Annotated in this window: 21 protein-coding genes; 6 read left to right on the top strand and 15 right to left on the bottom strand. The window is 49.1% G+C overall.

Going from position 1 to position 22,347, the window contains the following annotated elements:
- Nucleotides 1-4 precede the first annotated feature (4 nt).
- The 3 genes from JKP77_RS10065 to yejK all read right to left on the bottom strand — a co-directional run bounded on the left by JKP77_RS10065 (nucleotide 5) and on the right by yejK (nucleotide 2,856).
- Nucleotides 5-841 (bottom strand): M23 family metallopeptidase, encoded by an 837-nt coding sequence (locus JKP77_RS10065; protein WP_218311061.1) that lies wholly within the window; start codon nucleotides 839-841, stop codon nucleotides 5-7.
- Nucleotides 842-1,717, bottom strand: a complete 876-nt coding sequence (locus JKP77_RS10060; protein ID WP_218311060.1) for a 6-carboxytetrahydropterin synthase — start codon at nucleotides 1,715-1,717, stop codon at nucleotides 842-844. It abuts the gene before it with no gap.
- Nucleotides 1,718-1,779: 62 nt separating this feature from the next.
- Nucleotides 1,780-2,856, bottom strand: a complete 1,077-nt coding sequence (gene yejK, locus JKP77_RS10055) for a nucleoid-associated protein YejK (RefSeq protein WP_218311059.1) — start codon at nucleotides 2,854-2,856, stop codon at nucleotides 1,780-1,782.
- A gap of 148 nt (nucleotides 2,857-3,004) precedes the next feature.
- Between yejK and JKP77_RS10050 the strand changes: the two genes are divergently transcribed.
- A complete protein-coding gene (locus JKP77_RS10050; protein ID WP_218311058.1) occupies nucleotides 3,005-3,220 on the top strand; it encodes a YejL family protein in 216 nt (71 codons plus the stop codon).
- 10 nt (nucleotides 3,221-3,230) lie between these two features.
- The gene (locus JKP77_RS10045) at nucleotides 3,231-4,754 is read left to right on the top strand and encodes a DUF3413 domain-containing protein (protein WP_218311057.1); all 1,524 of its coding nucleotides are present in this window, start codon (nucleotides 3,231-3,233) and stop codon (nucleotides 4,752-4,754) included.
- 35 nt (nucleotides 4,755-4,789) lie between these two features.
- Here the strand turns inward: JKP77_RS10045 and JKP77_RS10040 are convergent, their stop codons facing one another.
- The 6 genes from JKP77_RS10040 to JKP77_RS10015 form a co-directional block, all read right to left on the bottom strand.
- Nucleotides 4,790-5,341, bottom strand: a complete 552-nt coding sequence (locus JKP77_RS10040; protein WP_218311056.1) for a D-glycero-alpha-D-manno-heptose-1,7-bisphosphate 7-phosphatase — start codon at nucleotides 5,339-5,341, stop codon at nucleotides 4,790-4,792.
- Nucleotides 5,331-6,173, bottom strand: a complete 843-nt coding sequence (locus JKP77_RS10035) for a putative RNA methyltransferase (protein WP_218311055.1) — start codon at nucleotides 6,171-6,173, stop codon at nucleotides 5,331-5,333. The genes JKP77_RS10040 and JKP77_RS10035 overlap by 11 nt, the downstream gene beginning before the upstream one ends.
- A 101-nt stretch (nucleotides 6,174-6,274) precedes the next feature.
- On the bottom strand, nucleotides 6,275-7,162 hold the full coding sequence (gene mmsB / locus JKP77_RS10030; RefSeq protein ID WP_218311054.1) for a 3-hydroxyisobutyrate dehydrogenase: 888 nt from the start codon (nucleotides 7,160-7,162) through the stop codon (nucleotides 6,275-6,277).
- Nucleotides 7,163-7,164: 2 nt separating this feature from the next.
- Nucleotides 7,165-8,295, bottom strand: coding sequence for an enoyl-CoA hydratase/isomerase family protein (locus tag JKP77_RS10025; RefSeq protein WP_218311053.1), 1,131 nt, complete (start codon nucleotides 8,293-8,295; stop codon nucleotides 7,165-7,167).
- 14 nt (nucleotides 8,296-8,309) lie between these two features.
- Nucleotides 8,310-9,464, bottom strand: coding sequence for an acyl-CoA dehydrogenase family protein (locus JKP77_RS10020; protein WP_218311052.1), 1,155 nt, complete (start codon nucleotides 9,462-9,464; stop codon nucleotides 8,310-8,312).
- 12 nt (nucleotides 9,465-9,476) lie between these two features.
- The gene (locus JKP77_RS10015) at nucleotides 9,477-10,967 is read right to left on the bottom strand and encodes a CoA-acylating methylmalonate-semialdehyde dehydrogenase (protein ID WP_218311051.1); all 1,491 of its coding nucleotides are present in this window, start codon (nucleotides 10,965-10,967) and stop codon (nucleotides 9,477-9,479) included.
- Nucleotides 10,968-11,214: 247 nt separating this feature from the next.
- On the opposite strand from JKP77_RS10015, the gene JKP77_RS10010 reads away from it, so the two are divergent.
- Entirely contained in the window at nucleotides 11,215-12,930 is a 1,716-nt protein-coding gene (locus tag JKP77_RS10010) for a response regulator (protein WP_218311050.1), read from the top strand.
- 242 nt (nucleotides 12,931-13,172) lie between these two features.
- Here the strand turns inward: JKP77_RS10010 and JKP77_RS10005 are convergent, their stop codons facing one another.
- On the bottom strand, nucleotides 13,173-14,057 hold the full coding sequence (locus JKP77_RS10005; RefSeq protein ID WP_338024861.1) for an NAD(P)-dependent oxidoreductase: 885 nt from the start codon (nucleotides 14,055-14,057) through the stop codon (nucleotides 13,173-13,175).
- Between the two features lie 112 nt (nucleotides 14,058-14,169).
- On the opposite strand from JKP77_RS10005, the gene JKP77_RS10000 reads away from it, so the two are divergent.
- Entirely contained in the window at nucleotides 14,170-14,655 is a 486-nt protein-coding gene (locus JKP77_RS10000) for a glutathione peroxidase (protein ID WP_218311048.1), read from the top strand.
- A gap of 19 nt (nucleotides 14,656-14,674) precedes the next feature.
- A complete protein-coding gene (locus tag JKP77_RS09995; protein WP_218311047.1) occupies nucleotides 14,675-15,676 on the top strand; it encodes a 2-hydroxyacid dehydrogenase in 1,002 nt (333 codons plus the stop codon).
- Nucleotides 15,677-15,691: 15 nt separating this feature from the next.
- Here JKP77_RS09995 and JKP77_RS09990 read toward each other — a convergent pair whose 3' ends face one another.
- Both JKP77_RS09990 and JKP77_RS09985 read right to left on the bottom strand, forming a co-directional pair.
- Nucleotides 15,692-16,435, bottom strand: coding sequence for a methyltransferase domain-containing protein (locus JKP77_RS09990; protein ID WP_218311046.1), 744 nt, complete (start codon nucleotides 16,433-16,435; stop codon nucleotides 15,692-15,694).
- Nucleotides 16,436-16,437: 2 nt separating this feature from the next.
- Nucleotides 16,438-17,199 (bottom strand): Nif3-like dinuclear metal center hexameric protein, encoded by a 762-nt coding sequence (locus JKP77_RS09985; protein WP_338024857.1) that lies wholly within the window; start codon nucleotides 17,197-17,199, stop codon nucleotides 16,438-16,440.
- A 94-nt stretch (nucleotides 17,200-17,293) separates the two neighbouring features.
- Between JKP77_RS09985 and JKP77_RS09980 the strand changes: the two genes are divergently transcribed.
- Nucleotides 17,294-17,623, top strand: a complete 330-nt coding sequence (locus JKP77_RS09980; RefSeq protein ID WP_218311045.1) for a hypothetical protein — start codon at nucleotides 17,294-17,296, stop codon at nucleotides 17,621-17,623.
- A 175-nt stretch (nucleotides 17,624-17,798) separates the two neighbouring features.
- On the opposite strand, the gene JKP77_RS09975 is transcribed toward JKP77_RS09980, so the two are convergent.
- From JKP77_RS09975 to JKP77_RS09965, 3 genes are all read right to left on the bottom strand, one after another.
- Complete coding sequence (locus JKP77_RS09975) at nucleotides 17,799-18,452, bottom strand: TetR/AcrR family transcriptional regulator (RefSeq protein ID WP_218311044.1); 654 nt, start codon at nucleotides 18,450-18,452, stop codon at nucleotides 17,799-17,801.
- A 12-nt stretch (nucleotides 18,453-18,464) separates the two neighbouring features.
- A complete protein-coding gene (sohB, locus tag JKP77_RS09970) occupies nucleotides 18,465-19,493 on the bottom strand; it encodes a protease SohB (protein WP_218311043.1) in 1,029 nt (342 codons plus the stop codon).
- Nucleotides 19,494-19,583: 90 nt separating this feature from the next.
- A complete protein-coding gene (locus tag JKP77_RS09965) occupies nucleotides 19,584-22,106 on the bottom strand; it encodes an acylase (protein WP_218311042.1) in 2,523 nt (840 codons plus the stop codon).
- Nucleotides 22,107-22,347 lie beyond the last annotated feature (241 nt).

Raw genomic sequence — 22,347 nt, 5'->3', positions numbered from 1 at the left:
GGTTTTATTCACCGTCAGTAACCAGTAATTGGGGATCAAGACGCATCGGACCTAAATTGAGTCGCCAGTCCAGATGCGGGCCGGTAGCTCTGCCTGTCGCGCCAAGGGTTCCCAATTGCTCCCCTTTTTCCAGCTTATCACCCACGGTTACCGTCATCGTATCCAGATGCAGAAAGGTAGAAAAGACGCCCATACCGTGATCAAGGATCACCGTATTGCCAGAATAATACAAATCCTCTGCCAGCGTCACAATGCCGCTTGTCGGTGCAACAATCGGAGTGCCAACAGGCCCACCTACATCTACCCCGTAATGTGGGCGTTTAGGCTCACCATTCAAAATACGCTGACTACCGTAAACACCGGTAATTGGCCCTTCTGCAGGCCATGAGAAACGCGTAAACACAGCATCGTAATTCCGCGTGCCACTGCGCGCTCTGGCTACTCTGGCACTGTCATTACGAATACGCTCAAGTACCGCTTTAGGTGGCGATACCATATTCTGATCCAGGCCATCGATGCGCTGAATATCATAATCGCGCTTACTGATATTCAGCGTGCGGGTATGTGTTTCCCCATCCGGGGTCACGATGGTCAGGGTGTGACTCGTTTCGGCCTCGCGCTCAAAGCCCATCACAAACTTCCCCTGCCGGTTAACTGTGAGTTTCTGGCCATTTAGGCGAACCTCACTGCCTTTTGGCACTTGCCCCCGGATCAGGCTCCCCTGAGTGAGTTTGCCATTGATCACCAGCGATGGATCTGCAGCATCCACCGAAGGTAACAACAATAAACCAAAAAGCAGCGCCATTGTGGCTATCGGGGCGCTCAGTACAGACAATTTCATTTATCCGGTCACCATTGCGCCTTTACCCACACCTTCATAAGCCACTACTTTATTAGCTTTACCTGGGTAGCGCTGTTGCTGCTCCGTTAGCAGAAATTGCGCCAGGCATTCGACTGTCGAGTCTGTATCAATCACTTCACAGTTAGCTGCAGGTAGCATAATTTCAAAATATCCCTGGTTCGCTTCATAAGCAAAACACAGATAATCTTCCGGATTGTCCACCGTGCCCGTGATCTTACGATCGGAATAAGCAATGGCATCTTCCTGCGTCGCAATGTAGATATCTGCCCAGCGCTCTGCCCAGTATGCCTGACTCGCCTGAGAAGCCTCTCCATCAACAAATATATCAATTCGTGAACGGTGGCCGTGCGCAATCCGTTGGCAGTTTCCATCGTGCTTTTTCAGGCCGTGCGTATAGTGGTAGTACGGCGTGGTGATGACTTCCGTGCGTAAATGCAGTGCAATATCATCAACATTGTCAGGCAGATGTGTGGCAATAACTTCCCGTAGATATTCACCCACGCTTGCCATATTCACTTCATCAGAATAAATAAAAGCATACGCATCAGATGGACAGTACAGCATGATTTGACGTGCGTCTTCACAACAAAACTGCACCTCAACCTGATCGCCATCATCATCGTGTCGGATCATAGCGTTGGCATGCTCAGCAGGCACGAGCAGCTTGTGATCGACATAGTCGTCAATCAATCGTTTTAAGTTCTTTTTCACCTTACCGAAGTCCTGAACCATACTTTCTTCATTCAGGTCACCGTCGAGTACCACATCGACAATCCAGCTTTCTCCCACCATGCCGCGCTTAGGACAGAGGTAAGAGAAATCCATAACAGTAAGGTCATTAACAAATAATTGCATAACACCCTAATCGTGAATTTGTTGCCGCTATTATACGGCGGAAAAAACGGAGTTACAGGTAATTAGTCCATACCTGACTGTCGTTTTAACTGATCTTTTAAATTTGGCGGTATTCCGCGGATCGTCAGCGTATCGGTTGCCGGGTCATAAAACACCCGCTCCCCCATTAACTTACGCTCGAAGCTCACCGATATTCCGCCACCCTGACCGGTAAATTTGGCCAGTTGCTTCAGCGCCGCCGGATCCGGCTGGATCTCTTTTTCCAGTGGCGTTTCCAGCGACTCCGTAAATTTTGCGAAATCTGACTGAGAGCTTTCATCTGCTGGTAAACGACCGGATAGCTCTTTTACCGACAGACTTTCACCGCTATCAATCTTCTCCTTGAAATAACTTTTTACTTCTTCCCTGTGTTGATGCTGCTCTTGCGGATCAAGAGACTCACTCGCCAGATAGGCATCTACAGATGAAATCAGGTGTTTGTTTTGCTGTTTCACATCAACCAGCTCTTCACACCCGATAAACTGCATGAAAAAGTCAGAGACCTTGCGACCCATACGCCCTTTAATAAAGCTGATATAGCGTTGCTGCTCTGGCTGCACCGACCATTGCGTTAAATCAATACGTACGGCTAACTGCATACGAGCTAAATCCAGATGCTCGCGAGAAGACAATTCCAGTTCCTGATTCACTTCTACGTGCGCACGGGTATTTAACAGCGCCACCATCAGATATTGTGTGGCCAGATACTCATACTGACAAAAGATGAGAAACCCGGTTTCTACGGTGCCGGTATCAGCCAGGGCTTTTACCAGTCGGGAAGCTGCGGACAGGGAAAAGGCATGGAACGTCGATTCCAGGTCGCCATCGCCTTCGTTGCGCTGTTTCCAGTATGCTGATAGTCCCTGAGCAAACTCACTGACATCGGCAGGTTCGGCGTTATCACTGTCTGCCGGCGCACTGTCGACAAAATGGCCTACCCCTTTTCCGGGCTTGCCGTTAAAGCTGTGATTTATCTGATGCGCCAGCTGTTCAATTTCAGGCGTCACCGTTAAACAGCTATTGCGGGGGATCGCTTCAATTTTATCATCCTGGTTAAGAACCAGACGATGAACAACAAAATGATGAATCAGTGCACTCATAGGTAATGTGGTGTCCTGTCGTTAAGAATTAGCTGGGGAATTGCGGGATTTTAGAATGAATGATTGTTATCACTCAAACAACGATTATAATCATTTTATTTTTAAATCCATTCTTTTTATTAAAGAAAACTCTAAAAGAGGCGTGCTAATGCCCCAGAAAAGCCGTTACACCGATGCAGATTTCGAAGCGCTAATGAATAAAGTGATCATGACACTGGAAGAAAATCAGGCAAACAGAGACTTGTCTCTGATGGTGCTGGGCAATGTCGTCACCCATATATTTAATACACAGGTAGCACCGGAAAACCGGGAAGCGATGGTAAATCAATTTGCCGACGTTCTGAAGAAAAGCGTTAAAGGGTAAGCGATAACCTATGATTTTAGCCGAATCTCCGCGCCGTCAACGCGTGACGAAGCTGGTGAACTGGGGACACTGGTTTGCTCTGGCGAATATCGCTATCGCTATCATTATTGCCTCGGTTTTTGTCTTTTCATCACCCCTGCCCGGTACGTTTATCGGCTCGGTCTACCTGTTTGCAAACTGGTTCGGTCATATTGGTTTTATGACCTTTTTTGGTTTTGTAATTTTTGTCCTTCCACTGTGCTATCTGGTCAGTAATGCTAACGTTATCAAAGCGTCAGCCTCTGCGATAGCTGCTATCGGGCTGGCGTTGCTCGCCTTCGACGCACTGCTTTATAACCGAACTGGCTTTCATATCAGCGGTAACTCTGCAGACTTGCTGCGCACAGAAGCACAAACCCAGGCCAGCCATTTTGGCTGGCAGGAATGGGGCTTTCTGTTAATGTTATTCGTCGTGTGGCTGGGGTTCCAGCTCATTCTCGCCAATGCCATCTGGCAACGTATTGAACGTCTGGTTCACTACAAAATCGGCATACCGGTCACCAGTTTCTTTGTCGTGTGCTTTGTCAGCAGTCATGCGGTGCATGTGTGGGCAGATGCTCAGCTGTACCAGCCAATTATCAAACAGGACAATATGTTTCCGCTGTCTTACCCTGCAACAGCGAAAACCACCATGTCCCGTTATGGTTTGCTGGACCTGCAGGCCTATGAAGAGCGCAAACAGTTACAGTTCGATCCTGACATTCACAATATCACCTATCCCACCGAGCCGGTGTATTGCTCCATCGATAGCAGCCGCAACCTGACTGTAATTGTGCAGACAGACTCACAACCGCTGGCAGGACTGGATACCTTCGCCATGCAAAAAGTGGAAAATTATTTCACTACAGCATCTTCACTGGACGCGTTAATTATGACGTCACTGTTTGGTGTCCCAGAGATCTACCAGGAAAGCCTCGAGGGTAAAAAGCCAGTGCTGCTGGCGTTACCGGTGGGTTTAGGCATGCCGGTATCAATACACATCGACGACACCCTGCCGACACAGTTTCTTGATAATTACCGTCAGCCGTTGAGCAATGAGCATGATGGCTTACATATCGCATTTTTACCTGCAGCCAAAATGCAGAGCTATCTTGAACCGTCGTTGTTCGAACGCGGTGATGTAATCATTGCCACCGGCTATAGCGCTGACAGCGCGAATGCAAAGGGTACCTTGTACACCACACTGGATGTGAACACGACGATCGCAAGCACTGAAGATCTGGCTCCCACAATCTTAAATGCGCTTGGGTGTCAGGCTCCTGCCAATTTCTACTCTACCGGGCAGAACCTGCTGGATGCAAAGCGTAACTGGCTGGTCAGCACGTCTGGCGAGCGCATTGTGGTGGTACATAATCTTCAGCGCACGGAGGTGTTGAGTAATGGCAGTTATGAGATCACCAATACCACCGACAATAAGCGCAGTAACGATACCTTGAATGTTGATTTGTTAAGTCAGGCGATAAAGCACCTGACGCGCTTCTCACAGCAGAACTAACGATAAGGGCCGTAACGGCCCTTTTATCATTTACGTTAAGCAATTACGTCAGTTGAAAGGATGTGGCTTACCGTGTTCACATGAGTCACATTGTCAATGGGCTGTGAATTCTCATTGTCGCCGGGGCTGACAAAAATCTTGTGTCCGACACCAGCCGCATCCGCTGCCTGAATATCCCGCCAGCTGTCACCAATCATGAAAGACCGTGAGGCATCAATGTGATGTTCAGCAATGGCAGTAAGCAACATGCCAGGCTCAGGCTTGCGGCAATCACACTGCTGACGATACTGACCAATACCTTCTGTGGGGTGGTGCGGACAATAATAAACCGGGATCGCTGGTAGCCCTGCGCTGTCAAATTGCGACTGCATCCATCGGCTCAGTGCAGCAAAATCGGCTTCACTGTACAACCCCCGGCCAATCCCGGACTGATTGGTGACGATAACCGGCATAAAGCCTTTAGAGACAAACGTCCGGATAACGTCAAAAATACCCTCAACAAAGTCGATATCCTCTTTACGATAGACATACGCTTTGTCTTCATTAATGATCCCATCCCGATCGAGAAATAACGCTTTATTTTTCACAGTGGTCCTCTTCTGGTGCCTGTTTGCGCCAGACCTGGCATATGAAATCTGCAGTCACATACTCGAGTGTCTTCCCTAGCGTAGCTTTGCGTCCTTCATCCAGCTTCCAGGAAAAGGGCGTCATGGCAATCAGTTCAGACACGTGCTCCGGGTTTTCAAAATTAAGCGTAAACGTGATTTGGCGGCTCTCCTGAAGAGAAAAATGCGATAACGCCGCATCAGGCAGAACATGGCGTTCGGGCGAATCGTAAATATGCTGTTTAAGCTCATACAGATGTTCCGGACCAGGCGAAACGGTTAGCAATGTGCCTCGTGAAGACAATACCCTGGCATATTCGCCGGCGTCGCCAGGTGCGAATATCTGCATGATGGTATCCACTGATTCATCTTCCAGTGGCAACTGATGGCTGCTGGCAACCACATACTGATGTGTCTTTGCCTGCTTTGCTGCCATCTCTACAGCCAGTTTGGCGATATCGCTGCCAGCCGCAGTGGTGCTTTTTCCCTGTAGTGCCAGACTCTCAGCGATATTACGCAAGTAGGCACCTTCGCCACAGCCGGCGTCGTATAATCTGATTTGCGTTTCTGGATGAGCCTGGCTGACTAAATCGGTCAATGCGGTCATGAGCGGTTGATAGCTCTGACGTTGGTGGAACCCACGACGCGCCCGCAACATGATTTTGTCATCACCGGGCTGAAGCGATTTTTTAAACTGGACCGGCAGCAAATTTACATAGCCCGCTTTCGCTTTATCAAATGCATGGCCATTGTCGCATTGCCAGGTTTTATCGTGGATGGTTAAGGGATGTTTGCAGAGTGGACATCGCCACATGATGTCATGCCTGTTGGTTCAGAATGCCGCAATGCTAGCAGACAAGCCTCAATAAGCGAAGCCGGACTGGGAAGTCCGGCTCAACTGCGCTTGTACGGGTGCTAGTCTTTTGCAAACAAGGTAAAGATGCTGGAAAAATCTTTATCTCCGTTACCGTTACGCTGATGCAGTTTATACAGTCCCTGTGCTGCGGCTGCCATGGGTGTAGATGATTCCGAATTCGCTGCCGCATTCATCGCCAGATTCAAATCTTTATTCATCAGCTTCACCATAAAGCCACCCTGATAGTCATTGGAAGACGGGACATCTTCCATCACGCCGGGACATGGATTGTATTTTTGCAGTGTCCAGTTACAACCTGAGCTCTGCAGCATGATGTCAGACATCACTTTGGGATCCAAACCATTATCGATAGCCAGCTGCAACGCTTCAGAGGTACCACTCATCAACACCGCCAGCAACATATTGTTGCAGATTTTGGCAATCTGGCCAGCTCCCGTATCGCCAGCATGAAACAGATTTTTGCCCATACATTGCAGTACCGGCGTAGCCTTGGCAACACCATCGACGGAGCCGCCCATGATAAATGTCAGCGTACCGGCTTTGGCACCCGCTACACCACCGGAAACCGGCGCGTCGACAAACAACCGACCGGCTTGTTCTACGGCTTTGCCAACCACTCTTGCTGAGTCAGCATCGATGGTACTGGAATCAATAAACAGTACATCGTCGCGACTCGCCTCAATGATACCGTTATCGCCAAGATACAACGACTTCACGTGCGCGGCGGCCGGCAACATAGTCACAACCACTTCAGCGTCAGCGACGGCATCAACCGCTGACGTCGCGGCCTTCGCGCCCTGCTCTACCAGCGCGTTCACGCTGGCTTCGACCAAGTCAAAAACGGTAACCTGCATACCGCTTTTCAACAGGTTAGCCGCCATAGGCCCACCCATGTTACCCAGCCCGATAAACGCAATATTTGTCATTATTATTCTCCCAGTGTAATTAACGGATGAGACGCATCGTCCCAGGGGGAAGTAAAGAACGTGTCGATGACACCATCTGGTACTTCAGCAACAGACGCATATTTCCAGTCTGGCGCATTGTCTTTATCAATTAATAACGCCCGAACGCCTTCCTGAAACTCGCCCGCTTCGCCGCAGCGACAGGACATGATTAGTTCCATCCTGAAGCAATCAGCCAGACTCATCTGCGCGCCTCGCTGGCACTGCTGATACACCAGGTGTGCGGTAATCGGTGAGCCCGCGCTCAGTGTTTTTTGCGCCCGTGCCAGCCATTTATCATCAGCGCTGTCTAACGCATTAATCGCCTCGACAATCGCAGGCAGTGAGTCGTGACTGCACACCTCATCAATTAGCGACTGATGTGTTTTCACCACGGATGCAGGCATCGCATCACTGTCTGAGAGCGAGTTGATGACTTCTGCTACCTGTTCGTCAACACTGTCATCCTGCCACGCATGTTCACATAACGCCTCTAACAGTTGCTGACGTTTATCACTGCTAACGAAATGATCTGCCAGCCCCAGGTATCTGGCATCGCCTGCATTCATGCTAGCGCCAGTCAGTCCGAGAAATAACCCGGACTTTCCCGGCAGTCGCGGCAGAAAGTAACTGCCGCCTACATCGGGATACAGACCAATCGTGATCTCCGGCATTGCCAGACGCGACGTTTCAGTAACGATGCGGTGACTTGCGCCACTCATCAGCCCCATGCCGCCGCCCATGACAATGCCCGTTCCCCAGATGACAACGGGCTTGTTGAACGTGCGAATGGTGTAGTCGAGGGTGTACTCAACGGTAAAGAAGGTTTCCAGAAAAGCAGGGATCGCATTGGTATTGTTTGCCATCGCCTGATGCATCGACACCACGTCGCCACCGGCACAAAACGCTTTTTCCCCTTCGGCATCAATCAACACGCACGCGATATCGGAGCGCGCTGAAAATGTTTGTAACGCATCCAGCATTAGCTCAGCCATCGCCAAATCAAGAGCATTAAGTGCTTTGGGTTTATTTAACGTCAGAATTCCGACTTTTTTGCCGTTACCCGCATCAGCTTCACTTACAAGTACCGGTAACGCTCCAGCATCTTCACTCATTGTTTTACTCCCTATCAGAGAACTTCTCTCTCATCCATTATCAGACGACGACCAATGATCACGCGCATGATCTCATTCGTGCCTTCGAGTATCTGATGTACACGAACATCACGCACGTGACGCTCGAGTGGATATTCTTTAATGTACCCGTAGCCGCCGTGAAGTTGCAGCGCCTCGTTACAAACGTTAAAGCCCACATCTGTGGCGAACCGTTTCGCCATAGCGCAATAAGTGGTTTTGTCTGCGTGGTCATTATCCAGCTTGCTCGCAGCCAATCGCACCAGCTGCCTGGCTGCAACCAGCTCGGTCGCCATATCCGCCAATTTGAACTGCAATGCCTGAAAACTGGCAATAGGCGAACCAAACTGCTCGCGCTCCAGCATGTAGTTGCGTGCAGTATTCAGCGCCTGTTGCGCGGTGCCGATAGAACAGGTCGCGATGTTAATACGACCACCGTCCAGTCCCTTCATGGCCATTTTAAAGCCTTCACCCTCTTCACCCAGACGCCAGGACTTTTCCAGCTTCACATTTTCAAATGTAATCATACGGGTTGGCTGAGCATTCCAGCCCATTTTCTCTTCTGGTTTGCCGTAGATGATCCCCTCTGCATCGGCCGGGACTGCAAACGCAGACACGCCTTTCGGGCCGGGTCCACCGGTACGCGCCATTACCACAAGTACATGGGTGCTTCCGGCACCTGAGATAAACACCTTCGAGCCATTTAAGACATATCCACCATCCTGCTCCTTGGCAGACGTTTTAAGTGATGCTGCATCTGAGCCTGCACCAGGCTCTGTTAAGCAATAAGAAGCCAGTTTCTCACCGGTCACCAGCTCCGGGCACCAACGTGATTTAACGTCCTGCTGGCCCCAGGTGGCTATCATCCAGGTAGCCATATTGTGAATCGTCAGCATCGCTGTTGTGGTAGTACACCCCATCGCGAGCTGCTCGAAGATAATAGAAGCGTCAAGGCGACTAAGACCCAGACCACCTTCATCTTCCGGTGTGTATAAACCGCAAAATCCAAGTTCACCCGCTTTTCTTAGCGCTTCTACAGGGAACGTGTGATCGCGATCCCACTGCGCCGCATAGGGTGCCAGCTCCTGGTCTGCAAACTGACGTGCCGTTTCAGCAAAAGCCTGCTGATCTTCTGTCATGTCAAAATTCATATTCCTGCCTCCCTAGTCAATTGAGATAGTCAGGTTAGGGCCGCCCGGAATGTCATCCTCCAGCCAGCGGGAGGTAATGGTTTTGGTTTCCGAGTAGAAGCGGATCGCCTGCTTCCCGTATGCATGTAAGTCACCATAGAACGAGTTTTTCCAGCCAGTAAACGAGAAAAACGGCAACGGCACAGGAATCGGAACATTGATACCGACCTGCCCCACTTCCACATTTCGCTGATACTTTCTGGCAGCAGAGCCGCTGTTAGTAAAGATAGACGTGCCATTTCCGTACGGATTGTTGTTCACCACTTCCAGCGCATCTTCCAGAGAATCCAAACCCATGCAGCTTAATACCGGACCGAAAATCTCTTCTTTATAGATGGTCATATCGGGGGTGACACCGGAAAATACCGTTGGTCCAATCCAGTTCCCGTTCTCATAACCGGGTACAGTAAAGTCACTGCCATCCAGCAAGCATTCTGCGCCTTCATCTTTGCCTTTTTGGATAAGGCCCAGCACACGCTGTTTTGCCTGCGGGCTGATAACCGGGCCATAGCCTGCGTCTTTGTCGTCCCAAAGTCCGGGTTTCACTTTACTGATACGCTCAGCCAGTTCCGGGATCCACTTTTGCGCTTCACCAACAAATACAGCGACCGAAATCGCCATGCAGCGCTGACCGGCAGCACCGACCGAAGACCCCACCAGATTGTTCAGCACGTGCTCTTTGTTGGCATCGGGCATAATGACGCTGTGGTTTTTTGCACCGGCAAAACACTGAGCACGCTTCATATTGGCAGTCGCCGTACGATAAATGTGCTGACCAACGGGTACTGAGCCAACAAAAGAGACCGCTTTGATCCGTGGATCGGTTAACAGAGGCTCAACCTGATCTTTTCCGCCGTGAACAATATTCAATACCCCTGCCGGTGCGCCAGCTTCCATAAACAGCTCAGCGAGCTTCATAGGCGTCTGCGGATCCTGCTCAGAAGGCTTTAAGACGAAGGTGTTGCCGCAAGCAATTGCCATTGGGAACATCCATAACGGAATCATTGCAGGAAAGTTGAATGGCGTGATCCCAGCACATACCCCTAATGGTTGAATGTAGCTGTAGGTATCGATACCACGGGCCACATTTTCCACTGTCTCGCCCATCATCATTGAAGGAACATTCATGGCTTGTTCAACCACCTCGATTCCCCGCCAGACGTCTCCTTTCGCGTCATCAAAGGTTTTACCGGTTTCAGATGCCAGAATTTTGGCGATGTCTTCCTGATGTTCTTTCAACAACGCCTGATAACGCATCATGACGCGTGCGCGCTCAGTTACCGGCACGTTTTTCCAGGTTTCGAACGCCGCTTCTGCAGACGCAATAGCCTGTTCCATTTCCTGCTCTGTGGCACAGGGCGCCTTGGCAATCACCTCGTTATTTGCCGGATTAGTCACGTCGATGTAAGAAGAAGTAGAAGACTCAACGAATTCACCGTTGATAAGTAAGGGTACCTTGTGCATGGCTGCCTCTGATGTTTTTCCTGTAAGTTCTGCAACAGTAACCAATAACTACCCTTGACGTAAACGTAAACCTATCTGGTAATACAAGTTACATGTAAATTTTTTGTGACACTTGTAACAGGCAAGATAAAGAAACTAAAGGTATTCCGACGAATACCCCGAAGCAGACAGATAACATGTACATTTTCGGCGTCACTGATAAGCTTAATAAATACAACCATTTTTCTCTACACACGGGCCTGATACCTTGCAATATCGACTCGCCATTGTTGAAGATAACGCTACGGCACGCGCCAGCCTGCGAAGCCATATCCTTCCTACAGGGCTATTTGAAGTCAGTAGTTTTGGTAGCGGTGCAGAGTTAAAGGCCGCTTTGCGCACGCAGCACTTTGAAGTGATCTTGTTGGATTTTCATCTTGGTACCGGTAAGAATGGCGTTGCATGGGTACAGGAGTTGCGACAGAGTCGTTTCATAAAGCCGAGCACCGGTATTATCTTCATCACGTCAGACCGATTACCTCAGACCATTGGTCAGATCATCGATGTCCACCCTGATTTGCTTATCATTAAACCTTACAGCATTGGCACGCTTACCCGCCAGCTGGAACATTACATGACTTATCGTGGATTCGTATCGAATGTTCTGGCCAGCCTGGATAAAGGCGATACAAAACATGCGTTAAGCCAGCTCGCCCGGCTTGCACAGGAGAATGTTCCCAGGCGGCTTCAGTCCGATGTCACTAAATTGCAGGCGCGTCTACTTTACGAAGACAGGCAGTTTTTACGGGCCCAGCAGCTTTACGAGGCCGTGCTGACTCAGTCCGATCAGGTCTTGTGGGCGCAATGGGGCCGGATAAAATGTCAGTACGCCGCCGGCAATTACGGCGCCTGCAGTGAGCAATTGTCAGCCTTATTGAACGTGAACCTTGCAAAGGACCAGGCGTTCGAATGGTTAGCCTGCCTGTGTTACGAACAGGAGGCCTATTCCCAGGCGGAGCATTACCTCGACAATATAAAACCCAGTGATTTAAGCGTACCGGCAACCCGTCTTAAAACACTCACGTACCATAAGCAAAACCGGGTACTCGAAGGTATTGAGCTGTTACAAAAAAAACGGGCTATGAACCGCAGTGCAAAAGAGGCTTTCAACGACTTCACGTTTACGCTGGCAGAATTTTATCTGCAACTGGCTGAAGAAAGCCCGGAAACCAACCGCCAGGAAAGTCTCTCGCAGGCCCGCAAACTGGTGGGTATTGCAGGAAGAAGCCAGCATGATATACAACTGACGCAAAAGCGGGATTACCTGTTAGCCTTTGCAGCAGTACTCGACGGGGATAATAAAAAAGCCGCGCTGATGCTTGATAACGACAGCATGAATGCCGTCACTCGCGCTGAAACACCGACTCTGCTGGTTGCAGCGAAAGTGAACGGCGCTCTTGGCAGGAAAGAGAAAGCCCGACTGTTAATGGAAATGGCAACCCAGCGCAATGCCACGATTGAAGACCTGAGCGAGCAAACGGTAAATGCGGGGGAAATTCTTGCATCAGAACAAAAGCTCGGGCTTGCTGGCGACAAAGCATTCGAGCTCAATGACAAAGGTACCCAATGGTTTCTGAAACGTCGGTTTGCGGAAGCCATGCCGTTTTTTTATGATGCACACCGGTTATTGCCTGCTATTGGCGCATTCACGCTAAACCTGTTGCAGTGTATGGTTGAAAGTCAGACCGTGCAGTACAAACGCTACACTATTCGAAAACTGTTAGCGGAACTGGAAAGTACCCAGATGAACCCGACAAACCGCTCGCGCCTGACGCAACTCAGGAAACAGGCTGATGACGCTACCGACACGCTCCTCCCTCCCGATCCGATACTTACCCCTGCTGAAGAAATCAGTGCTGAAGACGCCAGTGCTGAAACCGTAGAACCGGTGACAGTTTCAGGCTCATCATCGCCATCTTCCTAAGTCGTGTATATATTTCGCGTTACTGCATTTTGAGCAAAGCGCAAGCTATGTGACTCACTATTACGAAATGAGTTACGAGGGACGCAGCGTTAAAAGCGCCAAAGACACACCTGCATAACAGCGCTTTTCAGCCATTGTTACCCTATCCGTCCACTTGTGTAGTCGATTTGTACAAGTGGACGCTATTTTGCCTGAATCACGAAAAAGTCGCTTTAAGAATGAGCACTGAAAGTCAGCATGCCCTAGCGCAAACGCGTCAGCAAACTTGACGTATCCCAGCGACCGCCACCCGACTTTTGGACGTCGGCATAGTATTGATCAACCAGCGCCGTTAACGCCAGTGTAGAGCCGTTTCGCCTGGCTTCATCCAGGGCAATAGACAAATCTTTACGCATCCAGTCAACCGCAAAACCAAAATCATATTTCCCCGCTATCATGGTACCCGCGCGGTTTTCCATCTGCCACGACTGCGCAGCACCTTTACTGATCACGTCAATCACCTGCTGACAATCAAGACCGGCGCGTTCACCGAAATGAAGCGCTTCAGCCAGCCCCTGTACAATCCCGGCAATGCAGATCTGATTCATCATTTTAGCGAGTTGACCGCTTCCACTTTCCCCCAGACACTGGCTATGGCGGGCGTAGACATCAATCACAGGTTTCACTTTCTCAAAAACAGCAGCATCCCCACCAACCATCACGGTAAGTTGCCCATTCTCTGCGCCTGCCTGTCCACCAGACACAGGAGCATCAAGAAAATCGACCTGTTTTTCCTGACAGATTTGTGCAAGCTCACGGGCGATTGACGCCGACGCGGTAGTGTGATCAATCAGTACACTTCCGGGTTTCATTACTGTCAGAGCCTGTTCAGCAACCTGGCGAACATCATTGTCGTCGCCAACACACATCATCACGATATCAGCGTCTCTGGCGGCTTGGGCTGGCGTATCGGCAACCTGATTTTTGAAAGTCTGCTGCCATTTCTGCGCCTTAGCCGCTGTACGGTTATACACAGTGACCGCGTATCCGTGGGTTGCGAGATGTCCTGCCATGGGGTAACCCATAACACCTAAGCCTAAAAAGCTAACCCTTTTATCGCTCATAACTGATTCTCTTCGCTGATTTATGTTTATACTGTAAGTGTGCGCGAAGTGTAGCAAATTATCCGTTTGCTACCTACTGTCCGGCAGGGTTGTTGGAGACTCTGCGCCCGACATTTACAAAATAACAAGAGGGATTATGAGCACAACGATTTACTCACACACAGCCGTTCGCAATAACGGTGAAACAGAGTCACTTGACGCCTATAAGGGTAAAGTATTACTTATCGTTAACACAGCCAGCAAATGTGGCTTTACCTACCAGTACGAGGGACTGGAAACGTTATATAAACAATACAAAGACCGGGGTTTTGCTGTGCTGGCTTTCCCATGCGATCAGTTTGGCCATCAGGAGCCGGGGGATGATGAGCAGATCGCAGGCTTTTGCAGTGGCTCGTTTGGCGTCACCTTTCCGTTATTTAAAAAAACGGACGTTAATGGTGACAGCGCCCACCCTTTATATGTAACACTGAAAAGTGAGGCGCCCGGCATTCTTGGCACGAAAAAGATTAAATGGAACTTCACTAAGTTTCTGGTAGATACACAAGGTCACGTAGTAAAACGCTATGGACCGACAACAAAGCCTGAAGCCATTGCCAGTGATATTGAGTCCTGCCTGAAATAATTCACCCTGAGGAAGCGAGATGACAATACGTGTTGGTGTATTCAGCGCAAAAAGTTATGACGAAAGCATTTTCGCACCCATGTCTGAACACTATGATGTCAGCTTTCGCTTCCTGCCGATGGCGCTTGACGCGCAAACGGCGCACTTGTGTTCGGATTACGATGCCGTCTGCGTATTTGTGAATGATGATATATCCCGGCCCATCATCGACGCCCTGCACCAATGCGGTGTCAGGCACATTGCATTGCGCTGCGCCGGTTTCAACAATATTGATCTCCAGGCAGCTAAAGACCATGGCATTGCTGTTTCAAGAGTGCCCGCGTATGGGCCCGAGGCTGTCGCAGAGCACGCCATCGCGCTAATGCTTACCTTAAACCGTAAAATACACAAAGCCTATAACCGGGTGAAAGAAGGTAATTTTGAGCTTTCCGGACTAATGGGCTTTACCCTTCACAACAAGACCGCTGGTATAATCGGCACAGGAAGAATTGGTGCTGCTACTGCCAGAATCTTGTCCGGTTTTGGTTGTAAGGTTATGTGTTACGACCCCTACCCTGACGACGAGCTGATACAGGCAGGCATTGGCTACGTTCCTCTGGACACCCTGTTGGAAACCAGTCACATTATCAGCCTGCATTGTCCACTCAGCGAAGACACCTACCATTTGATTAATCACGATACTATTGCGCAGATGCGCGACGGCGTTATGCTGATAAATACATCTCGTGGCGGGCTGATTGACACCTCAGCGGTGATTCAGGGATTGAAGAGCCGAAAAATCGGCTATCTCGGCCTGGATGTATATGAAATGGAGTCAGAGCTGTTCTTTAAAGATCACTCTGAGCAAATCATTGATGATGACGTTTTTGAGAGACTGGCAACGTTTCACAATGTGATTATTACCGGCCATCAGGGTTTCTTTACACAGGAAGCGCTATCACAAATCGCGACTACCACACTTGAAAACCTGCGCGATTTTAACAAGGGCAAGCCAGATCCTTCCCGCTTTCTGTCCGGTTAACGATAGTGCATTCGGTTATTTTTTCAGGATCAGGTGGAAGTACCGACCTAACCGACAAAACGGCTCCTGACTACCGTATTGTTTTTCAAGCGCCAGAATGTCTTCAAAGTGCGAGTTCTGCATTTCACGATCGCGAATATAGTCGTGAAAACAGCGGATCCCCGTCATTGCGCATATCGTAAAACCTGTCTGCTTGCAGTGTTCAATCACCATCGGCGGTGATAACGGCTGTTTCGGATTTAACCGAACCTGCTTTTTGACCTTCATATCGCGCGCAATGTAATCAAAATTGCCATACACCGCATTATTAAACAAGGCCGCATCCCGATTGAAAAAGCTCAGAGACAGCGTACTGCCACTCTGCATTTTTTCATAAATGTAAGACAATGCCTCCATCGGTGCGACCAGCCACTCCAATACAGCATGGCACACGATGAAGGAGTAATCGCCAATGGATGACAGCTGTTGCAATGGTTTTTGTATAAATTGCGTAGCAGGATACGCCGAAAGCAGACTGGCAGCCTGGCTCAGTACATCAGTGGAGGGGTCAGTAAGTGTCATCGCATAGCCACGCTCACTTAAGCTTAGCGCCATCTCGCCCGTGCCACTGCCCAGCTCGATAATTGGGCTGTCAGTTGCAGGCAGCCAGTCATTCATGGCGTTTAACAGCAGTGCATGACGAAGTCTGCCTTTTGTGGTCCCGTAAATGTTTTTGCTGAACTTCCCGGCCAGACCGTCAAATGAATGATCGTTTTTCATATTCAGGCCGGATTAGGTACATCGATAAACGTAACCTGCAACTGACACTCTTTTTCCAGATATTCCCCCAGCGCCTTCACGCCGTAGCGCTCGGTCGCGTGATGTCCCGCGGCAAAAAAAGCAACATCACACTCTCTTGCAGTATGTACCGTTTGCTCCGAGACTTCTCCGGTAATAAACGCATCAACACCTCTCGCTGCGGCCTGTTCAATAAAGCCTTGCCCACCACCGGTACACCAGGCAACGGAACCTATCATTTTATTCTCCGGGCCTGCGACCAGTGGCTTACGGTCGAGTGTATCGGACAGGCGTTGCTTCAAACTTTCAACAGTAACGTCACTGTCGAACTCTCCGGTCATCACCACTCCTTCAGGTTTCACGCCAATAAGCGGCTTGACATTGGTAATGCCGAGTAACGCAGCAAGTTGCGCGTTATTGCCTAAAACAGGATGCACATCCAAAGGAAGATGATAAGCGAATACGTTGATATCGTGTTCCAACAGCGCCTTAATACGACGATACTTCATCCCTGTGATGGTGGCATCCTCGCCTTTCCAGAAGTAACCGTGATGAACGAGAATCGCATCAGCCTGATGTGCTATGGCTTGTTCTATCAGTGCTTGCGAAGCCGTCACACCCGTCACGACTTTTTGAATATCCCGCTTACCCTCAACCTGCAAACCATTGGGACAATAATCCGAAATCTGGCCGGTATTCAGTAAATTATTCAGCAAATCCTGAAGTGCAACATTCGTAATCGCCACGCATCCTCCGCCTAAATTAGACTTTTTGTACAAAAAACGTTATAAAAGTGTCGATATTGTAACACTAACCTAAGTCAAAGAGTCCAATTGAATAATGAGCAAACTAGATAAAGATAAGGTTATTGCCGACTTCACTGCTGCCTATGAAAAAGCCAATGGCAAGTCGCCTGATATCGAAGCGAAGGGTGGCTGGTATAGCGTTGATGGCGGTAAGAACATGCGCCTGGCGCAGTTAAAAGAAATGGGTGACAGTTTCGGTGACGCTGGCGCCTCTTCTGCTAAAAAAGAGAAAAAAGCGGCACCTAAGAAAATGGCTCCTAAAAAGAGCACAGCAAAGAAAGCGTCAACCAAAGGCTTTTCTGTTAAAGCGTTCTGGTCTGATCAAATTAAAGATGAAAACAGCGGTGCCATATTGCCACGCTAAATTATGATGGCACTTTGGAAAAGCGACACAGGGTCGCTTTTTTTGTGCCTGTTTTTCTACCTAGCCTTACTTTTTGGCCTGAAACATCGGACACAAAAGTATCACTAAGATCTGAAGCTGAAACAATATTGAATTGAGAGATAATTAAGCATACTAACGGTTAAAGTAACGTTGCTTATTGATGAGTCGTTGTCGGGGTTTCGTGTTCACTGCTGGATACGCCACTGGCAACAAAAGGAACCAGCTGAACTATTACGTCCGAGATATCGACCTTTTGTTTAAAATCAGATTCAGCAATTTCTCTTAACGCTTTGCTTGACGCCATTGAAAAAACAAAACTGCCAATTGCAAAGTGCAAGCGCCAGAAAAGTTGCTCGTCACTCACCTCTGGCAGACATTGCTTTATGGTTTTGGTTAACTTTCTGACGGTGACACCATAGTCCTGCATGATGAAACGACGTAAGTGCCCCTGCGACTCATTATAGCCGCGCCCAAGTAGCTGAACGAAAAGCTCTGTACCGTTTTCCTGTACTTTTCTTAACGTCAACATAGGGTCAATTAACGCACTGAGCACGGTCTGCACGCCGGTTTCACCATATGCTGGTTCCATATGATCCAGTGTACTGTCGATCTGAGGCATTAGTACGTCAAAATATTGTTTGAGCACGGCCTGGATCAGGTTCTTTTTACTTCCGAAATGATAATTAACCGAGGCGAGATTTACCCCTGCACGGGCAGTAATCGACCGCATAGAAGTCTGCGCGTAGCCCTGTTCTGCAAACAGGACTTCCGCGGCTTGTAATATCGCCTTTTTAGTTTTCTGAGACATGTAATAGCGCGATTAATGAAACCAGGTTCTTGACTGATTCCAGAGCCGCATCACACTGCGTTCTGCCGCTTCTGCAAATGACAGACCCAGTTTTTCAGCCACGTTCTTTTTGATGCTGTATTTCACGGCATATATTTCACGTTCAGGATAGTGAGACAAGATGTAATCATCAGATGTCATGATCTCATCAACCAACCCCAGTTCCTTCGCTTTAATACCCGCCCAGTATTCACCGGTCGCAACCTTTTCGATATCCATGTCTTTACGCTGACTGTGCACAAAGTCCTTAAACAGCGTATGGATCTCTTCAATTTCTTCCTGAAACTTCTTGCGGCCCTCGTCGTTGTTCTCACCAAACACGGTCAACGTCCGTTTATATTCGCCGGCAGTATGCTGCTCAAAGTCAATATCGTTCTTCTTTAGCAGCTTGTGGAAGTTAGGCAACTGCGCCAGTACGCCGATAGAACCAATATAGGCAAAGCGAGACGCCAACAATTTATCGGCAACACAGGCCATCATGTAACCGCCGCTGGCAGCGACTTTATCTACCGCTACAGTAAGCGTGAGACCTTTGTCCTTGATACGTTGCAGCTGTGATGCAGCCAGGCCGTATCCGTGCACAACGCCGCCGCCACTTTCAAGACGAATTAGTACTTCGTCTTTCTCTTCAGCGACACAGAGAATAGCAGTGATCTCTTCACGTAACCGGTCGACCTCGTGCGCGTCCATAGAACCCTTAAAGTCGATAACAAAAAGCCTCGGACCGTCTTCCCGCTCGCTTTCTTTAGCTTTGAGTTTCGCTTTTTCTTCTTTCTTTTGCTGCTTGGCTAACTTTTTCAGTGTTCCTTTATCCAGCAACACCTGACGGGCGTAGTTGGTAATGTCTTTTAACTGATCGGTCAGAGACTGGATTTCAAGATGCCCTCGCCCCTGCTTTTGTTTATTAGCAACGCCGACAATCGTGGACACCACCAGAATAAACGCAACCACAAGCGTGACGGCTTTCGCCAGAAACAATCCGTATTCGTACAAAAACTCCAAGTGACTCTCCTAACACAAAAATAAAGGACCTTACTTAAGGTCCTTTATTATCACTGACAATTTAGTTTAGGCAAGTTTATCAGGCTTCACCTACTGTGACGATAGTGTCATGGTCTCAATCGCATTTGCTTCAATCTCTTCCGCAGTAAAGTACATGTCACGTAGCTGCGGTTGTTCTGAATAAAGCCGTGTTTGATCAAGGTTATGCTCACTGCCATACACTCTGGATTGCGAGTAGCTTAACAAACCACGTCCTACCGGGCCGTCTTCAGTAAAGTTAACCACTACCATCCAGCTACTACCGTAATTGATATGATAGCCCTGCGCTTCAGCACTCATAATGGTACCCGGAAGCGGCTGATAGGTATGGCGTGGCAACAAGGTACCGTTATTGCCGGGTACAATATTAAACACGTTGAAACCGCCCTCAATATTGTTCGCACCCCCCCAGGGTAACCGCTCTCCGCTTGGAGAACCATCAGGCAGGCTTCGTTCAACAAACTGAACGTCTCCCAGCGCTGCGTCCGGCGCGACACCTGCCGTATCGATCACCTGCACCGCGCGGGCAAATTGCTGCAACGTCGTGACGTTCTGAAGCAGACCCGAAGGCGTGGTGACCGGAGAGGCCACATCAAAAGGCACTTCCCATTGCGGATCCCGGTTAAACTGGAACGCAAATTCTCTGAACACATGGGCACCAGTGCTCTCTTTGTTCATGGTGCCATCCCAGTCAGCCAGCGCATCACAGGCTGCGCTGATGTCTACACTTGCGCCATCAACACTGACAGGCGTATCGCCTTGTCGTTCACAGGTCTGAATCAATGAAGGCAAAATATTTTCAGCCAGATAGCTGCGGTTACTCATTAATAGCCCTTCAACTTCCTCAGGCGTAAAGGTACCGTCACTGCCTGCGCTGTCTTCGATAAAGACCTGCCCCATGCGCGAACGTAAAGACTGTTGATTCTCTGTTCTGCCATACAGCGGCGAAACGCCGGTAATAGGACTATCCAGATTGGTCAGCCAGAAACTGTCATTTGAGTTCTGAACGCTATCCGTGCCTTCATATTTAGGCGCTTCTTCATAAGGTACCGGACGCTCAAAATCAAATGCTGATAAAAAGCCTGGTAGTACCGTGAAGCCCGCGACCTGTTTGGTTTGAATCAATAACGGATTCGTCGTCAGCTCATTAATCGCAGTGTCTGTTAAGTAAGGGACCGTGGAGTCATCGATATAAAAGACTTCTCCTTCTTTTGAGGCCGCCATGGTGTTATTAAAAATAACCCCGTCGTAATCTTTAAAGGCCTGCTTGAACTCGTCCATGCTGGTAGCCATATTCATCGCCAGCCAGTGATCAACAATATCCAGATTTGGCAGGTTGGCATCTTTGATTGCGAAGGCGTTGGTGTCAGTCCAGTCAAAGTTACCCGGTACTTCAATCATCGGACCATAGTTGGTGTAGTACGCCGTTTTATTAAGCATAATTGTCTGCCCCGGCCCTACTGCAACTTCAATTTGTAGAGGTTTTTCGTAAATAGTCCGTTTTGACCCGTCTACCATATGCGTCATTGCTGAAGCGTCATCGTCGTCAACCGTTAACTGATATACAACAAAATGTTCTGCTGTAGAAAAAGTATGGGTCCACGCTACATCATCGTTGAAACCGATATTAACCGCACCGGGCAAGCCCATCAGAGAGGCCCCGGTGACATTCATATACTCAGGTACGGTCGCCTGGAACTGCCAGAAACGCAGATTACCGGTATGCGGGAAATGTGGATTGGCCAATACCATTCCCATGCCATTTGTTGTTTTATCGCTGCCAAGTCCCCAGCCATTTGACCCCATTTCCTGCGGGTTCTTTTCAGGCAGTTCTACTTTCGGTTCGATCTTTAATGAGGTTGCCGCCGGTGTGCTTGCGGCCGGTACCGGCAAATAAGACTCTCCCGGGGGCGCGGCAAGGAACATGGGGCCAAGGAAATTTGCTGCGCCTGGCAGCAGTGCAACACCCAATGAATATGTCAGCAAATCGACACTGTCGATTTCTGTTACCCAGGGTTGTCCTGCACACTGCGGATCCTGTTCAGAAACCGGCGTATCTGCCAGATATTTATTGTAGCCAGCGGTATACCCCTGGAACATAGCGCGGCTATTGGCTGACATCCTCGGTAAATTTTCTTCTGCCAGTTCACGAATGCCAACCGTAAGGAAGCCAAAGTCGTTAATCAGGTTTTCAGAATCCCCACTGCCCGGGTTCATGTCCGGCCCAAAATATTTTGAACGCTCAGAGTTATATTTCACGATCTGGTCGGCAAGAATACACAAGTTATCCTTCGCAAACGCATAACCTACCCCATAGGCCATACTTTCCAGGTTGTCGCCTGTAACATGAGGCACACCATAAGTGGTCCAGGTAATATCTGCGGTCAGTTCACCGTCAGCATCGAATGCCGGAATTGGCGCTGGTGGCTCTGTCACCGGAGGTGGAGGCGGAGGTGTCGTTGGTGACACACCACTAAAATCATTGTCATTATCGCCGCAGGCTGAAAGTGCAAAAGCGACACCGACTGCAAGAGCGGTTTTGGTGAGGGTACGAAGTCGAAAATTATTGTCCACGCGACATCCTTCCTTGTTGCTATTTTATGATGGTAGTCAACACGTTAAGACGTGTGACGTCTACAACAAGGTGTAACACAGGTCAGACCTTTTAACAATTAATTAACGATAATTTATCCTGCTATATCGGTAAATTGCGGACATAAAAAAGCCGGACATGGGTCCTAATGCCAGTCAGTTAAGCTGACTGGCATTTTTCTTTGTGGGATATTTAGTCGGTCTCTTCCTCACAACCCGGGGG

It is taken from the genome of Alteromonas antoniana (assembly GCF_019249295.1).
Lineage (GTDB): Bacteria > Pseudomonadota > Gammaproteobacteria > Enterobacterales > Alteromonadaceae > Alteromonas > Alteromonas antoniana.
Note: the sequence above shows the minus strand (reverse complement) of the source record. Positions and strands in the feature narration are given on the sequence as shown.

Coding starts and splice junctions, on each gene's coding strand:
- JKP77_RS10000 (WP_218311048.1), top strand. CDS start 14,170: ATGAGCACAACGATTTACTCACACACAGCCGTTCGCAATAACGGTGAA.
- JKP77_RS10065 (WP_218311061.1), bottom strand. CDS start 841: ATGAAATTGTCTGTACTGAGCGCCCCGATAGCCACAATGGCGCTGCTT.
- JKP77_RS09975 (WP_218311044.1), bottom strand. CDS start 18,452: ATGTCTCAGAAAACTAAAAAGGCGATATTACAAGCCGCGGAAGTCCTG.
- JKP77_RS09990 (WP_218311046.1), bottom strand. CDS start 16,435: ATGAAAAACGATCATTCATTTGACGGTCTGGCCGGGAAGTTCAGCAAA.
- yejK (WP_218311059.1), bottom strand. CDS start 2,856: ATGAGTGCACTGATTCATCATTTTGTTGTTCATCGTCTGGTTCTTAAC.
- JKP77_RS10015 (WP_218311051.1), bottom strand. CDS start 10,967: ATGCACAAGGTACCCTTACTTATCAACGGTGAATTCGTTGAGTCTTCT.
- mmsB (WP_218311054.1), bottom strand. CDS start 7,162: ATGACAAATATTGCGTTTATCGGGCTGGGTAACATGGGTGGGCCTATG.
- JKP77_RS10045 (WP_218311057.1), top strand. CDS start 3,231: ATGATTTTAGCCGAATCTCCGCGCCGTCAACGCGTGACGAAGCTGGTG.
- JKP77_RS10020 (WP_218311052.1), bottom strand. CDS start 9,464: ATGAATTTTGACATGACAGAAGATCAGCAGGCTTTTGCTGAAACGGCA.
- JKP77_RS10050 (WP_218311058.1), top strand. CDS start 3,005: ATGCCCCAGAAAAGCCGTTACACCGATGCAGATTTCGAAGCGCTAATG.
- JKP77_RS09995 (WP_218311047.1), top strand. CDS start 14,675: ATGACAATACGTGTTGGTGTATTCAGCGCAAAAAGTTATGACGAAAGC.
- JKP77_RS10025 (WP_218311053.1), bottom strand. CDS start 8,295: ATGAGTGAAGATGCTGGAGCGTTACCGGTACTTGTAAGTGAAGCTGAT.
- JKP77_RS10060 (WP_218311060.1), bottom strand. CDS start 1,717: ATGCAATTATTTGTTAATGACCTTACTGTTATGGATTTCTCTTACCTC.
- JKP77_RS09980 (WP_218311045.1), top strand. CDS start 17,294: ATGAGCAAACTAGATAAAGATAAGGTTATTGCCGACTTCACTGCTGCC.
- JKP77_RS10035 (WP_218311055.1), bottom strand. CDS start 6,173: ATGTGGCGATGTCCACTCTGCAAACATCCCTTAACCATCCACGATAAA.